The 13,896-nt window shown below is 68.6% G+C and carries 13 protein-coding genes and 1 pseudogene; 9 read left to right on the top strand and 5 right to left on the bottom strand.

The annotated features are described in order from the left end of the window. Positions 1 to 212 precede the first annotated feature (212 nt). Positions 213 to 560 carry a sporulation protein gene (locus ACIA5H_RS30725; RefSeq protein ID WP_355078704.1) on the top strand — a complete coding sequence of 116 codons (348 nt, stop codon included), beginning with the start codon at positions 213 to 215 and terminating at the stop codon, positions 558 to 560. Between the two features lie 81 nt (positions 561 to 641). Here ACIA5H_RS30725 and ACIA5H_RS30720 read toward each other — a convergent pair whose 3' ends face one another. Both ACIA5H_RS30720 and ACIA5H_RS30715 read right to left on the bottom strand, forming a co-directional pair. Further along, positions 642 to 833 carry a DUF1918 domain-containing protein gene (locus ACIA5H_RS30720; RefSeq protein ID WP_039794508.1) on the bottom strand — a complete coding sequence of 64 codons (192 nt, stop codon included), beginning with the start codon at positions 831 to 833 and terminating at the stop codon, positions 642 to 644. 339 nt (positions 834 to 1,172) lie between these two features. Further along, the gene (locus tag ACIA5H_RS30715) at positions 1,173 to 1,586 is read right to left on the bottom strand and encodes a secondary thiamine-phosphate synthase enzyme YjbQ (protein WP_355078703.1); all 414 of its coding nucleotides are present in this window, start codon (positions 1,584 to 1,586) and stop codon (positions 1,173 to 1,175) included. A 163-nt stretch (positions 1,587 to 1,749) separates the two neighbouring features. On the opposite strand from ACIA5H_RS30715, the gene ACIA5H_RS30710 reads away from it, so the two are divergent. Both ACIA5H_RS30710 and ACIA5H_RS30705 read left to right on the top strand, forming a co-directional pair. After that, a complete protein-coding gene (locus ACIA5H_RS30710) occupies positions 1,750 to 3,015 on the top strand; it encodes an aspartate kinase (protein ID WP_379250045.1) in 1,266 nt (421 codons plus the stop codon). A gap of 3 nt (positions 3,016 to 3,018) precedes the next feature. Next, positions 3,019 to 4,053, top strand: a complete 1,035-nt coding sequence (locus ACIA5H_RS30705) for an aspartate-semialdehyde dehydrogenase (protein ID WP_379250047.1) — start codon at positions 3,019 to 3,021, stop codon at positions 4,051 to 4,053. A gap of 187 nt (positions 4,054 to 4,240) precedes the next feature. Here the strand turns inward: ACIA5H_RS30705 and ACIA5H_RS30700 are convergent, their stop codons facing one another. Next, on the bottom strand, positions 4,241 to 4,804 hold the full coding sequence (locus tag ACIA5H_RS30700) for a helix-turn-helix domain-containing protein (RefSeq protein ID WP_356963442.1): 564 nt from the start codon (positions 4,802 to 4,804) through the stop codon (positions 4,241 to 4,243). An 84-nt stretch (positions 4,805 to 4,888) separates the two neighbouring features. Here ACIA5H_RS30700 and ACIA5H_RS30695 point away from each other — a divergent pair, with 84 nt between their 5' ends. Beyond that, on the top strand, positions 4,889 to 5,311 hold the full coding sequence (locus tag ACIA5H_RS30695; protein ID WP_397079139.1) for a nuclear transport factor 2 family protein: 423 nt from the start codon (positions 4,889 to 4,891) through the stop codon (positions 5,309 to 5,311). A gap of 44 nt (positions 5,312 to 5,355) precedes the next feature. Next, positions 5,356 to 6,279, top strand: a complete 924-nt coding sequence (locus tag ACIA5H_RS30690; RefSeq protein WP_379250051.1) for an aminotransferase class IV — start codon at positions 5,356 to 5,358, stop codon at positions 6,277 to 6,279. Positions 6,280 to 6,287: 8 nt separating this feature from the next. Here the strand turns inward: ACIA5H_RS30690 and ACIA5H_RS30685 are convergent, their stop codons facing one another. Both ACIA5H_RS30685 and ACIA5H_RS30680 read right to left on the bottom strand, forming a co-directional pair. After that, a complete protein-coding gene (locus ACIA5H_RS30685) occupies positions 6,288 to 7,634 on the bottom strand; it encodes a serine hydrolase domain-containing protein (protein ID WP_397079137.1) in 1,347 nt (448 codons plus the stop codon). A 270-nt stretch (positions 7,635 to 7,904) separates the two neighbouring features. Then, positions 7,905 to 9,143, bottom strand: coding sequence for an APC family permease (locus ACIA5H_RS30680; RefSeq protein WP_379250055.1), 1,239 nt, complete (start codon positions 9,141 to 9,143; stop codon positions 7,905 to 7,907). A gap of 621 nt (positions 9,144 to 9,764) precedes the next feature. Here ACIA5H_RS30680 and ACIA5H_RS30675 point away from each other — a divergent pair. From ACIA5H_RS30675 to ACIA5H_RS30660, 4 genes and pseudogenes are all read left to right on the top strand, one after another. Further along, positions 9,765 to 10,283: pseudogene (locus ACIA5H_RS30675) on the top strand (catalase); the annotation flags it as partial. Between the two features lie 102 nt (positions 10,284 to 10,385). Continuing rightward, positions 10,386 to 11,294, top strand: a complete 909-nt coding sequence (gene bla, locus ACIA5H_RS30670; protein WP_397079135.1) for a class A beta-lactamase — start codon at positions 10,386 to 10,388, stop codon at positions 11,292 to 11,294. A gap of 726 nt (positions 11,295 to 12,020) precedes the next feature. Continuing rightward, positions 12,021 to 13,247 carry a cytochrome P450 gene (locus ACIA5H_RS30665; RefSeq protein WP_397079133.1) on the top strand — a complete coding sequence of 409 codons (1,227 nt, stop codon included), beginning with the start codon at positions 12,021 to 12,023 and terminating at the stop codon, positions 13,245 to 13,247. Positions 13,248 to 13,284: 37 nt separating this feature from the next. Beyond that, a complete protein-coding gene (locus ACIA5H_RS30660; RefSeq protein ID WP_397079131.1) occupies positions 13,285 to 13,875 on the top strand; it encodes a TetR/AcrR family transcriptional regulator in 591 nt (196 codons plus the stop codon). Positions 13,876 to 13,896 lie beyond the last annotated feature (21 nt).

The raw sequence follows: 13,896 nt of genomic DNA, 5'->3' as shown, positions 1-13,896 counted from the left end.
CTCCGTGATTTGTCCGGTTCGTCAACCTGACTGTGCCAGACCACATCTCGGTTACCGGGATAACGTGCCGTTATCTGCTCGAGATCGGCGATCGGGCAACCGCCGGAACAACTTCCGTCCGGAAGGACGGGCTCGGCCGAGGTTCGCGCGCCTACGATCGGATCCGAATGGGCGCCGGTATCCGGCGCCTTCGGTACGGGCGGGAGGATGTCATGAAATACGCCGAACTGCTGGCGCAGGCGCGCGACGCGATCACGGTGCGCCGGGTTTACGGCGACCCCTACGAATCCGGCGGCGCGATAGTCATTCCCGCCGCCTCGGTCGGGGGTGGCGGTGGTGGCGGCGGCGGTACCGGGAACAGCGCCGACGGGGATGGCTCCGGCGAAGGCGTGGCGTTCGGTGTAGGCGCCAAGCCGGTCGGCGCTTACGTGCTTCGCGATGGTCGGCTGACCTGGCATCCGGCCGTGGACGTCAACGCGATCATCGAGACGGCGGGCAAGGTGCTGATCGCGGCCATCCTGGCTTTCGCGCTGGCCCGGCGCGCCAAGCGAAGCGCCTGAGCGATGCGGGCGCAGTTCCCCGTCGGTGAGCGCCGGGCCGGGCGCGGGCGAGGCCGCCCAGCGCTCGGTCCGGCGCGGCGGTCATTCCGACGTGGCGGGCTCGACGATCGCGTCGGGCCCTGGATACACCAGTGACTCGTGACCGTCGGAGAAGCGCACCACGTAGGGCGGCGTCCCGTCCGGCCCGCGGACCTCGATGATCTCGGCCAGGTGATCCACTTCTCCCACCACGTGTCCGTGCACGCAGAGTCGATCTCCTACATGTGCGATCATCGCCCCATTATCGAACGGAGTGCTGCGCGTCACAACCACTCCGTGAAGGCGCACGGGATCCGATCACGGTCATCCGGGCTCATCACGCGGTCGGCCGCGGCTTCGATCAGTGCCCGGCTCCGCTCCGTGGTGACCGCGGCGGACCGCTCGGCAGTTGAAAGCACTCCGCTTGTAGTACTACGTGTCACGCGCTGCGGCGGAGTCCCCCCGGGACGCTGCCCACGCCCGCGCGGCCACACGTCGGCCCGGCGGAGTCGGGCCGGGTCGTCACGCCGGGGTTGGGCTTGTCCGGGCCGCGGTCTGCCCGGACATTCGTCGCCTCGGCCGGAGGGGCCCGGTTCAGCTCGCGTCGGTGAGGAACGACAGCCGCACCTGCCGGTCCGGGTTGTCGACATTGAGATCGACCAGCGCGATCGACTGCCAAGTACCGAGGGCGAGCTTTCCGCCGAGTACCGGAACGGTCGCGTAGGGCGGGATGAGGGCGGGCATCACGTGCGAACGCCCGTGTCCGCGCGAGCCGTGCGCGTGCCGCCACCGGTCGTCGGCGGGCAGGAGATCACGTAGCGCGGCCAGCAGATCGTCGTCGCTGCGCGCGCCGAGTTCCATGATCGCGATTCCGGCCGTGGCGTGCGGCACGAAGACGTGCAGCAGCCCGTCACCGCCCGCTTCTCGCGCGAATGTCGCGCACTGCGGCGTGATGTCCTGTACCACTTCACTGTGGCCCGTTCTCACCTCGAGCAGCGTGCTCTTCATGCGCCCATCGTCCCCCATCCGCGGCGGCCCGCGCGGCGCGACCGGGATCGGATGCGGCTGTGTGCTTTTCCACAAGCCGGGTAGGTAGCGGCAAAACCGCTGGCCTCGGCCGGTACCCTGGATGACTGTTACCAGTTTGTTGTCGATCTTGGAGGACCCTGTCGTGGCTCTCGTGGTTCAGAAGTACGGAGGATCCTCGGTAGCGACCGCCGAGCGGATCCGGCGCGTCGCTGAACGGATCGTGGAGACCAAGAAGCAAGGCCACGACGTGGTGGTGGTCTGCTCCGCCATGGGTGACACCACCGACGAGCTGCTCGATCTCGCTCAGCAGGTGGCGCCGTCGCCGCCTGCCCGCGAGATGGACATGCTGCTCACCTCGGGTGAGCGCATCTCCAACGCGCTGGTCGCCATGGCCATCCACTCCCTCGGCGCGGAGGCCCGCTCGTTCACCGGCTCGCAGGCGGGCGTGATCACCACGGGCGCGCACGGCAACGCGAAGATCATCGACGTGACCCCCGGCCGCGTCCGCGACGCACTGGACAAGGGCCTCGTGGTGCTGGTCGCCGGTTTCCAGGGCGTGAGCCAGGACAGCAGGGACGTCACCACGCTCGGCCGCGGTGGCTCCGACACCACGGCGGTCGCGCTGGCCGCCGCGCTGGGCGCGGACGTCTGCGAGATCTACACCGACGTGGACGGCGTCTTCACCGCCGACCCGCGGATCGTGCCCGACGCGCAGCGGCTCGAGCAGGTCTCCTACGAGGAGATGCTGGAACTGGCGGCCTGCGGGGCCAAGGTGCTGATGCTGCGCTGCGTCGAATACGCCCGCCGCTACAACGTGCCCGTGCATGTGCGCTCGTCCTACACCGACAAGCAGGGCACCTACGTTTACGGATCGATGGAGGACATCCCCTTGGAGCAAGCAATCCTCACTGGCGTCGCGCACGACCGCAGCGAGGCCAAGGTGACCGTGGTCGGCCTGCCGGACGAACCGGGCTACGCCGCCAAGGTGTTCCGCGCCGTGGCCGACGCGGAGATCAACATCGACATGGTCCTGCAGAACATCTCGAAGGTCGAGACGGGCAAGACCGACATCACTTTCACGCTGCCGAAGACCGAGGGCGCCCGCGCGGTCGAGATGCTGACCAAGCGCCAGTCCGAGATCGGTTTCTCCCAGGTGCTCTACGACGACCACATCGGCAAGGTGTCGCTGGTCGGCGCGGGCATGAAGAGCCACCCCGGCGTCACCGCCAAGTTCTGTGAGGCGCTGGCCGAGGCGGGCGTCAACATCGATCTCATCTCCACCTCCGAGATCCGGATCTCCGTGCTGGTCAAGGACACCGAGCTGGACGAGGCGGTCAAGGTGCTGCACAGGGCGTTCGACCTGGGCGGCGACGAGGTCGCGGTGGTCCACGCGGGAACGGGGCGATAGGTCATGGGTGTTCGCGTAGGAGTCGTCGGCGCGACCGGCCAGGTCGGCGCCGTGATGCGGAAACTGCTGGAGGAGCGCAACTTCCCGGCCGACGAGGTGCGGTTCTTCGCCTCGGCTCGTTCGGCGGGCAAGACGCTGCCCTGGCGCGGCCGCGAGATCGTCGTCGAGGATACCGAGACCGCCGATCCGTCCGGCTTGGACATCGCCTTGTTCTCCGCGGGCGCCACCATGTCCCGCGTGCAGGCGCCGCGCTTCGCCGCCGCGGGCGTCACGGTGATCGACAACTCCTCGGCGTGGCGCAAGGATCCCGAGGTCCCGCTGGTGGTCAGCGAGGTCAACCCGGAGCAGGCGCGCAACCTGGTCAAGGGCATCATCGCCAACCCGAACTGCACCACGATGGCCGCCATGCCGGTGCTCAAGCCGCTGCACGACATCGCCGGTTTGCGCCGCTTGATCGTCTCCAGCTACCAGGCGGTCTCCGGCAGCGGGCTGGCCGGTGTCGAAGAGTTGGCGAGCCAGGCCCGCGCGGTGATCGATGACGCCGAGAAGCTGACCCACGACGGCCGCGCCGTCGACTTTCCCGCGCCGAACAAGTACGTCGCGCCGATCGCGTTCAACGTGCTTCCGCTGGCCGGTTCGCTGGTCGACGACGGCTCCGGCGAGACCGACGAGGACCAGAAGCTGCGCAACGAGAGCCGCAAGATCCTCGGCATCCCGGATCTCGCGGTGAGCGGCACCTGCGTGCGCGTCCCGGTCTTCACCGGCCACTCGCTCTCGGTGAACGCCGAATTCGCCGAGCCGCTCTCGGTCGAGCACGCCAAGGAGATCCTGGCCAAGGCTCCCGGCGTGAAGCTGGTCGACGTGCCTACCCCGCTCGCCGCGGCGGGCGTCGACGATTCGCTCGTCGGCCGCATCCGCCAGGACCCGGGCGTGCCGGACGGTCGCGGACTCGCGCTGTTCATCTCCGGCGACAACCTGCGAAAGGGCGCTGCGCTCAACACCATTCAGATTGCCGAGGTACTGCTCAGCGACCGCTGAGACGTTCGTTTCTCGATCGAACGGGCTGTGGACTTTCCGCGGCCCGTTCGTCGTTTCCCGCATTCGCGCGAGCGCGCCCAGCGTGGATGATGCCGCCGGTGCTGTTGGCGGCTCCATGTCGCTGGTATCCGCGCTGTGCTGGTCGCGGATCGGGCGGCCTGCCGCCGGGAGGCGCTTCGGCGACGGATCAGCGGGCCCGCAGTCCGTCGAAGACGACGGCGAAGGTGCGTTCGCGCTGCGCTGGAGTAGCGGCGGTGCCGTGGGTGGCGAGGAAGGCGCCCTTGATGAGGCGCATCAGGTCCTCGACCTCGATGTCGGTGCGCACGCCGCCCGCCTCCTGCGCGCGGGTGAGCAGCGTGCCGATGGCCGAATTCAGTTCGTGCACCGGCCGGAGATATTCCGGGGCGTCCTGCCCGCCTACGGCGTCGGCGAGATCGCGCTTGACGCTGCCCTCCGCCACGAGCCGGGCCAGGAAGTCGAAGAACGCGGTCACCGGTTCCGCGGCGTCGGCCGATTCCCTTGCCAGCGCGATGATCCGGTCGACCCGATCCACGATCGCCGCCTCGAACAGCGCTTCCTTGGTGGGGAAGTGCCGGTAGACGGTGCCCGCGCCGACGCCGGCCCGCCGCGCGATCTCGTCCAGCGGCACCGAGAGTCCTTCCGCCGCGAACGCTTCCTGCGCGGCTGCCAGGACTCGCTCGCGGTTACGGCGAGCGTCGGCGCGCAGCGGTCGGCGCTCGGGTTCGGTCACGAGGACCGAGTCTACTGTTGACAAACGGGGCGCTCGTTCCGAAAAATAAGCGGGTCCTTGGTTCCGCTTATCTGGAGGTTTGTGATGGCTGCTGATTCGTCCGTGCGAAGCCCGCGCGAGTTGGTCGAGCGGTTGTTCGGTGAGCTACCGGCCCGTGACCCCGATGCGTTCGTCGCGCTGCTCGCGCCCGACGCGGTCTTCGAAATCCCGTTCGCGATCCCCGGCCACCCGAGCCGCTTGGAGGGCCGCGAAGCGATCCGCGAGCACCTGGCGCAACGATGGTCGGGCCTGTCCGGAATCGAAGTGCACGCGATCCACCCGCAGGTCTACGAGACCACCGATCCCGAAGTGCTGCTCGTGGAGAACGAGGTCGACATGACCATCCCCGGATCCGGCCGCGCCCGAAGGCGCACCTCCGTCAACGTCGTCCGGGTCCGCGACGGCCAAGTGGTGCTCTTCCGCGACTACATGGACACCGCCCGCTTCGCCCGCCTGGCCGCGGGCTGAAAATGGCCTCGCCCGGCGCGGGGCGGGGCTGTTAGCCTGCGCCGATGGCGAATCCACATCCTCACGTGTATCTCGGCGACCGGATCGTCGCGGCCGAAGCGGCCACGGTGGGCGTCGCATCGTCGGCGGTGTTGTACGGACTCAGCGTCTACACCGTGTTCCCGGTGCACGTGGACGGGGCAGCGCGTACGGCGTTTCGTTTGGACGACCATTTCCGTCGGCTCGAGGAGTCCTGCAAGATCATCGGGATCGATCGATTCGCGCAGGAGTGGGATTACGCGCGTTTCCGTGCGGCCGTTGTGGAGCTGATCGCCGCGAATGCTCCGCGTGAGGACGTTTTCGTGCGTGCGACGGTGCACGTGGTCGAGTCCATTCCGGGCACGCGGGTGCGGGGCTGTGCCATTCGGGTCAGCATCTTCGTCTACGACGCGGTGCCCATCGTGCCGCAGGACGGTATGCGCCTGAAGTCCAGTCCGTGGCGGCGCATTCCGGACAACGCGATCCCCTCCCGCGCGAAAGTCAACGGCGCGTACGTGAACTCGGTGCTGGCCAAGCAGGACGCGATCGACAGCGGCTACGACGACTGTGTCTTCCTCGACGGCAACGGGCACGTCTGCGAACTCAGCGCGGCGAACATCTTCCTGGTCCGCAACGGCACGTTGATCACGCCCGACGTCTCCTGCGACATCCTCGACGGCATCAACCGCAGGACCGTTCTCACCTTGGCGGCGGAGGACGGCATCCCGGTGGTGGAACGCACCGTGGATCTCACCGAGTTGTACATCGCCGACGAAGTGTTCGTCACCGGCACATCATCCGGTGCCGCGCCGGTCGTCGAGGTGGACGGCCGCCTTGTCGCCGACGGCGTCCCCGGCCCGATCTCCCAGGCGCTGCGCAAACGCCACCATGCGGCATTGCGCACCGACGACGTGCACGGCTGGGTCACGGATCTGTCCGCGACCAGGTAGCGGCTCGTTCAGCGGATGGCCGGGGTGCGCGGGTCGGGTCCCAGGCAGACCAGGATGGCGCAGCCCGGCGGGACGTCCGCGAACGGCGGATCCAGCGGGTGGCTCAGGCAAGCGAAGACGTTGCAGCCCGGATAGGCGGCGGGACCGAGGCCGAATACCGCGATCAGGATGTCCGTGTCGACGAAACGACGTGGGTCCAGCCGCAGCGGCGGCTCGACGTACGGTCCCGGGTCGGGTACCGGCCGGTCGTAGAACGCGTCGAACACTTTGCGGAAGAACTCGTAGGGCAATTCCTGGGTGTTCTGCACGACTCCGGACACGCCCTGGCTGCTGACGTTCCCGAAGACGCCGGTCCACACCACGGTGAGGTCGAGGCTGGGTATGACGAAGACGTTCTGCATGCCGAGGCCGGCCATCGCGTACACGTCGTCGGGCAGGAAGTCGGCGATTTCGGCGCAACCGCCACCGAGCCAGAACAGGTAGCCGTAGCACGCGTTCGTGGGTGAGGGCGTGCGCGCCTTGCGCAGGTAGTCGCGGGAGACGATCTGCTGCGCTCCCCAGCGCCCGTCGTTGCTCACCAGGAGTCCGAGCTTCGCGAAATCGTTCGGCGGGATCATCAAGTGCGCGTAGCCGTAGGTGTGCCCGGATCGGTCCTGAGCCCAGTAATAGTCCCCGCGAGGAATTCCGAGCGGATCGAACAGTTCGCGCTGCGCGAAATCTTGCAGAGGTTCGCCGACGGCCAGCTCCAGCACGTAGGCCAAGAGATCGACATTGCGCTGGCTGTAGGTGAAGACGGTGCCCGGCGGGTTGTCCAGCGGCACGCCGAGCGCCTGCACCGCGCTGTCCGGGTCGACCGGGATCACACCGGTGACGCCCTCGGTCAGCACGCCGACCCGCATGCCCGAGGTCTCGGTGAGCAGATTCTCGACAGTGATCGACCGGTGCTCCGCATCACCGAGCCCGGCGGGCAGATAGCGGTCGATGGGCGCGTGGAGATCTAGTTTTCCTTGGTCCCACCCTATTCCGGCGAGCAGCGAGACGACGCTCTTGGTCGCACTCCAGATATTCCACGCCACGTTGCCGGTCCGGTCGTTCGTCGGTCCCTCGCCGATGAGGCAGTTGTGCCGGAACACCTGCACATTGAAGCGGTTTCGGCCGTTCGCGAAGGTCAGCGCATCCCGCAGTTTCGCGGAATCCAAACCGACTTGTTCGGGCGCCGCCCGCTCCAGATCGCGCCCCGAGGTGACCGCGCACCGCACGTCGCCGGTCGCGGCGGCCGCGCCTCCGGCGAAGACGTTGCCCGCCACCAGCGAAACCGCCGCGATTCCCGCCAGGAATCCACCGAAACGCCCCATGTGCAAAAGGCTAGCGCCCTTTGGCCTGTTCACGCGGTAAACAGGCGGGGAACTGGACATCTGATATCGGTGTCGAGGGGTGGAACAGACCGGGCACTTGCCGTGCGGCGCGACCCCGCCGCTTCGGTACACCACACCGTTCGCCTTGGTCGGACACCGCGGGCCGGTACGCCGCGACCCCTTCGGTGGTAGCGCTCACCCGATGTCTACAGCGCAAGGCCAAGGGAGGTCGGTGGGCCAGTCGGGGCGGCGCGGTGGACGGCCCGATCTTCAGCGGTAGCGCTTGCCCGACACGTACAGCGCCGCGCCGACGAGGAGCGCGCCGAGCCCGGAGAGAACGGAGCCGAGGGGCAGCGCGAATCCGACGACGACGCACCCCACCGCGCCGACCACGGGAATCCACCGGGGCGGCCGATTCTCCTCGACGGTCAGTGTGGCGGCGGAGAGGTTGGCGATCAAGTAGTAGAAGAGCACCGTGAACGAGGAGAACCCGATGGCCGCCCGTACATCGAAGAGCGCGGCGACCACGGCGACGATCGCGCCGACCACCAGTTCGGCGCGGTGCGGCACCCCGAACCGCGGATGCACGGCGGCGAGCGCGCCCGGCAGATAGCGGTCCCGCGCCATGGCCAGCATCGTGCGGGATACGCCGAGGATCAGGGCGAGCAGCGATCCGGCCGCCGCGAGCACCGCGCCGATCCGCACCACCGGCGCGGCAGCGGGAACGCCCGCCGCGCTGACCATTCGCGCCAGCGGGTCGGCCGCCTCGGCCAGTCCGGCGGAGCCGAGCACGCTCAGCGTCGCGACCGCGACCAGCGTGTAGACCGCGAGCGCGAGTGCGAGCGCGATCATGATGGCGCGGGGGATGGTGCGTTGCGGTTCGCGCACCTCCTCACCGAGCGTGGCGATGCGCGCGTACCCAGCGAACGCGAAGAACAGCAGTCCCGCCGCCGTGAGCACGTCGCGCGGACCGACCCGGCCGGGCAAGGCGGTTGCCGCCGAATGCGTTCCGAACAGCCCGATCACGACCACCACCGCGAGCACCGCGAGCACTACCGCGACGAGCACCCGAGTCGCGAACGCCGACTTCTGCACGCCCGTGTAATTGATCGCGGTGATCGCCACCACCGCGCCCACCGCCACGGCGTGCGCCTGCTCGGGCCAGGCATAGCTACCGACCGTCAGCGCCATCGCCGCACAAGAGGCCGTCTTCCCTACGACGAACCCCCACCCCGCGAGATATCCCCAGAACGGTCCGAGCCGCTCCCGCCCATACACATAGGTGCCGCCGGAAACGGGGTATCGCGCCGCCAGCCGCGCGGACGACGTCGCGTTGCAATACGCCAGCACCGCCGCCACCGCGAGCGCCACCAGCAACCAACTCCCCGCCGACGCGGCCGCAGGCGCGAGCGCCGCGAATATCCCCGCGCCCACCATCGCCCCCAACCCGATGACCACCGAATCGGCAAGCCCGAGCCGTCGACGCAAAACCCCATCTCGCGACGCCATAACCGCATCCTCCCCCACTACCCCCGCCCTCGCAGCGCGACTCCGCGAGTGGCACATGGCCGCGGCAGAACGCGAGAAGCCCGCACAACCATGTCCCACTCGTGGGGTGGAGACCGCTGGAAGCGACAGCGCCGCCAGGTCGGAATGACCTGGCGGCGCTGTGGGCTGGGACACCGTGCTGGTGTCTGTAACCGTCGACGTCCCACAAGCGCCTCTCGGCGGGTGGTCGCTCGTAGCGACAAAGGGTGCGGCCCGGGGCTGTCCGGACGCCGACGGTGGGTGTCGACGTCCCACAAGCGCCTCTCGGCGGGTGGTCGCTCGTAGCGACAAAGGGTGCGGCCCGGGGCTGTCCGGACGCCGACAGGGGGTTCAACCACGCGCTCGCGGAAGCTATTCCGGGCCGGATTTGTGACGCTCGCCACTCGATGCATCGATGTGGCGCGCCGCGCTGCGAGACCCGTTGTTGCCCGTCCTGCCGTTCCGAGTAGTGGTCCATACATCCGGGTCGGTCCCATCCCGGGAAACGATGTTCACCAGCCGAGGAGTCTCCTGTGACCGAACCACGAACACCGGCATCCCGGTCGAAAGCGACGACGAATCGCTCACCGCGGGCGCACAGGGCCCGGCATCGGCTTCTCGCCGGACAAGATGCTGCTCGGCCGCGTCTTCGCCTACGCGGACGCGCACCGCTACCGCATCGGCACGAACTACGCGCAGCTGCCGCCGAACCAGGCAAGGGCGGCGGAGGTGAACTCCTATTCCAAGGAGGGCGCCATGCGGTACTACTACAACGAATCGAATGTGCCGGTGTACGCACCGAATTCGTTCGGTGTACCGCACGCCGACCCGGAAAAGTCTCAGGACGACGGCATCTGGGACTTCGATCCGGCCATCGTGCGAGCCGGTTACCTCCAGCATGCCGAGGACGGCGATTTCACCCAGGCGGGCATTCTCGTGCGCGAGGTACTCGATGACGCGCAGCGGAAGCGGTTGGTGGACAACATCGTCGGCCACGTACTCGGCGGTGTCCGGGAGCCGGTGCTGAGCCGGGTCTTCCAGTACCGGAAGAACGTGGACGCCGATCTCGGCAAGCGTGTCGAAGAGGGCGTGCGCGCGGGGCTCGACGGCTCGCAGAGCTGAGAAATCCGCATCGAAGGCAGGTGTGTGGCGTCGCGCACCTGCCTTCGGCGTGTCCGGCCGATCCTGTTTGCCCGGTGGGTGCTCGGATGTCAGAGTGAAGACATGTCTCGGCTGACACGCGACTACCGGGTGGCGCTGGCCGCCGCATTGGCGCTGCTGGCCGGTTGCGGTGCCGAAACCGATGCGACGCAGCCGATCACGACGAGCGTCGAGGCCGGTCCCGCCGCGAACGCGCGCGTGGCGGATCTGGAGGCTCGGTACGGGGCGCAGATCGGGCTGTTCGCGGTGGACACCGGCACCGGCAGGACGGTGACCCACCGCGCCGACGAGCGTTTCCCGTTCCTGTCCACCTTCAAGACGCTCGCGGCGGCCGCGGTGCTGCGAGCGCATCCGCTCGACACGGGATACTTCGATCGAGTGATCCGCTTCCACGAGGCTGATCTGGTCGACAACTCGCCGGTGACCAGCGCCGAACTGGCCGACGGGATGACGCTGGCGCGCGTGGCCGAGGCCGCGATCACCCGCAGCGACAACACCGCGGGCAACCTGTTGCTGCGTGAGATCGGCGGCCCGGCGGGGCTCACGGCGTTTCTTCGCACGCTCGGTGATCCGACCAGCAGGCTCGACCGCTGGGAGACCGAACTCAACACCGCGATCCCCGGGGACGAGCGCGACACCACCACTCCGGCCGCACTGGCCGCGGACTACCGCGTCTTGGCGTTGGGCGACGCGCTCGGCGCCCGGGAACGCGACCAGTTGGCCGTCTGGCTGAAGGCGAACACGACGGGTGGCAAGCGCATCAGGGCGGGGTTGCCCGCCGAGTGGGTCACCGGTGACAAGACGGGCACCGGCTCCTACGGTTCCGCCAACGACGTCGCGATCGTCTGGCCCGAAGGCGGGCGGGCGCCGATCGTGATCGCGATCATGAGCCGCAAACCGGCCGAGGACGCCGAGGTGAACAACGACCTGCTGGCGGAAGTGACGAAGGTGGCCGTGGACCGGCTCCGGTGACACTCGCCGGGTGTGTCGGCGGAAGCGGACGCCGATAGCGAGGCCGGGGACCGTGGCGGGGGCGGCGCCCTCGGCTCGTCGAGGACGAACTCGGTGGCGTCCGAAGGGCAAAGATTACGACGAGTTGTAGTAGACCTGGCCGGATCGGGCGGCCAGGCTCCGGTCAGCTACAGCAGGCCCCACCAGTAGAGCAGGGTCGCCAGAATCCAGACCACCACGGTTTCCATCGTCGCTCCCAATCTTCTTGGCGCACTTATGACCATCATCCCGCGATCCGGGGCCGGGCGATAGGCGCTAGCGGGGTCACCGCTCGGTCGACCCGCTCATCTGCGATTTCGATCTTGCAAGGTGTTCTTAAGTGCGCGCCAAGCCCGCCCCTGCATTCTTTGTCTCGCGGGAGGGACATACCCAGCACCGCAGGTGCGAACCGAGGAACGACCTGTCTCGAGGGGTGACAGGTCGGAACTCGGGGGTGGTGTCCGCCGGGCCGGTCTACGAGGGGTGGCCGGTCCGGCGGACGCGGGACGCGGAGCGGTCGCTCGCGCTGGCTCTTCCTGGAGCTGACCGGCAACGAGACGGTGTTGCCGCTGCCGAAGGTAACCCACGAGTGTGCGGCGCCGGGCCCCACGCGAGGCGGGCGCGGCTGGGCTGGTCGTGAATGGTGACCGGCCGGCCGACCTGAAACCAGTTCTAGACAGTTTGGTTAATTTGTCTTACGGTCGATACATGGCGGATGTTGCGTATCGGACGGATCCCGTTTTCGAACTTCGTTCCGGTCCCACTTGGGCGTCGCCGTGGGAGATGTACGCGGCACTGCGCGAGCACGATCCGGTGCAGCACGTCGTACCGGCCGCGCGACCGGAGAACGACTACTGGGTGCTCACCCGGCACGAGCACGTCTACGCGGCGGCGCGCGACAGCGACACGTTCTCCTCCCGCGACGGGCTGACGGTGGAATACGGCGAACTCGACGAACTCGGCCTGACCGACAACCCTCCGCTGGTGATGCAGGACCCGCCGCAGCACACCGACTTCCGCAAACTGGTCGCTCGCGGATTCACCCCACGCCAGGTCGAGGAGGTGGAGCCGGTGGTCCGCCGCTTCGTGCGCGACCGGCTCGACGCCATCGCGGCCCTGGGCGGCGGGGACATCGTCGGGCAATTGTTCAAGCCGCTGCCGAGCATGGTGGTGGCGTACTACCTCGGGGTGCCGGAACAGGACCGGGCGAGGTTCGACGGCTGGACCGATGCCGTCGTCGCGGGCAGCATCGACCGGACGAACACCAAGGCGCAGGCGGCGTCGGCGGAGATGATGGGCTACTTCGCCGAGCTGATCGAACGCAGGCGCACCGACCCCGGCGACGACACCGTGTCCCTGCTGGTCCAGGCGGGAATGGCGGCCGACGACACGGACGTGCGCGGGTTGATCCAGATCCTCGCCTACACCTGGACCATGGTCGCGGGCGGCAACGACACCACCACGGGCCTGCTCGGCGGCGCCGTGCAACTGCTGCAACAGCACCCGGACCAGCGCGCAGCGCTCGCCGCGGAACCCGACCGCATTCGCGTCGCGGTGGAGGAGTTCGCCCGGCTCACCGCACCGGTGCAAGGGTTGGCGCGGACCGCGACGCGCGATGTGGAACTGGCCGGGAAGACGGTGCCCGCGGGGCGGAAGGTGTTACTGGTGTTCGGGTCGGCCAACCGGGACGAGCGGGCGTTCGGCGCCGACGCCGCCGAGCTGGATATCGACCGGAATCCGCAGCGCATCCTCACCTTCGGGCACGGGCCGCATCACTGTCTCGGCGCGGCGGCCGCGCGGATGCAAGCCCGTGTCGCGCTCGAAGAGTTGCTCGATCGCTTCCCGGAGTACGTCGTCGACGTCGACGCGGTCGAGTACGCGAGCGGTCCGTACGTCCGCAGGCCGACTACTGTGCCGTTCCGGTGCGGGGCGTGACCACGGAAGACCTCGTTCGCGCCGGAAGGGACACGGCATGAGTGGCGATTGGCTGGGCGACGGTCGCGCCGAACTGGCCGGTGAGCGCATTCTCGACGCGGTGCGCGCGCTGTTCATCGACAAGGGCGTCAGCGGGGTCGGCATGGCCGAAGTCGCCGACGCCGCGGGCTGTTCCAGGGCGACGCTGTATCGCTATTTCGAGAATCGGCAGGCGCTCTACGTGGCGTTCGCGGGCCGGGAGGCTCGGCAGCTGGTCGAGCGGGTGTGGCGGGACCGGGCGGAGCCCGCGAGCGCGGAGCCGGGGGAGCGACTGCTCGACACGTTGACCGCACTGTTGGCCGAGGTGCGCAAGACGCCGCATCTGGCGGTCTGGTTCGAACCGTCCAACGCGGGAATCGTGACCCAGCTGGCCAATTCGCCGGGTGTGGTCGACGCGCTCGCCACGGATTTCGTCGCCGGATTCCGTCCTGGGTTGCCCCTGCTCGCGGCCGAGCGCGTCGGCCGATGGGTGGTGCGCGCGATGGTGTCGTTGCTGACGCTGCCCGGCGCGGGAGAAGACGAGGAACGAGCGATGTTGCGCACCTTCGTGCTGCCGTTCCTGCTCGACGACCGGACCGTGATCGACTGACGCCGGTCGTCGACCGGAGCC

It is taken from the genome of Nocardia sp. NPDC051900 (genome assembly GCF_044452545.1).
GTDB lineage: Bacteria > Actinomycetota > Actinomycetes > Mycobacteriales > Mycobacteriaceae > Nocardia > Nocardia sichangensis.
The sequence above is the reverse complement of the archived record's forward strand: the minus strand, read 5'-3'. Positions and strand labels throughout refer to the sequence as shown.